Raw genomic sequence first — 582 nt, forward strand, 5'->3', positions numbered from 1 at the left:
GGAGGCGTCGGCAGTGGCGACGCTGCGACCTGACCCGAGTACGTTGGTAACCGTCCTCGGTCCCGCGGACGTCGGCGAGGCCCGCGACAAGGCTCGCGACAGGGCCCGCGACAGCGCCCGCGACAGCAAGGAGAAGTGACGATGCGCGTCGAGACCAAGCTCTTCTTCTACCTGTTCCTCTTCTTCGGCCCGGTCACCGTCATCTACGGCTACTGGTCCGACTGGAAGGAACCGATCGGCGTCACCGCGCTGATCCTCACCAGTGGCCTGTTCATCCTGGTGGCGTTCTACCTCTGGCAGACGGGCAAGCGGTTGCCGGTGCGTCCCGAGGACAACATGAGCGGTGAGATCGCCGAGGCGGAGGGCAACTACGGCTACTTCGTCGCCAGTTCCTGGACGCCGCTGTGGCTGGCCGGCGCGGGCGCCGTGATGTTCCTCGGCCTCGCCGTCGGCTGGTGGCTGTTCATCATCGGGGCCTTCCTCGGCGTCGTCGCCGTCGTCCTGTGGGTCTTCGAGTCCTTCTCGGGCGACTACTCGATCTGACGACCAACCTGCGCGAAGGGGCCCGGACCGCTGCTGCGG

The 582-nt window shown here is 67.0% G+C and carries 1 protein-coding gene; it reads left to right on the forward strand.

The features are described 5' to 3' along the window. Nucleotides 1-141 precede the first annotated feature (141 nt). Nucleotides 142-543, forward strand: a complete 402-nt coding sequence (locus N864_RS22945; protein WP_034723068.1) for a cytochrome c oxidase subunit 4 — start codon at nucleotides 142-144, stop codon at nucleotides 541-543. Nucleotides 544-582: the final 39 nt, after the last annotated feature.

It is taken from the genome of Intrasporangium chromatireducens Q5-1 (assembly GCF_000576575.1).
Classification (GTDB): Bacteria; Actinomycetota; Actinomycetes; order Actinomycetales; family Dermatophilaceae; genus Intrasporangium_A; species Intrasporangium_A chromatireducens.

What these genes read in the sequence shown, in the direction of transcription:
- N864_RS22945 (WP_034723068.1), top strand. Translation starts at nt 142, where the DNA reads ATGCGCGTCGAGACCAAGCTCTTCTTCTACCTGTTCCTCTTCTTCGGC.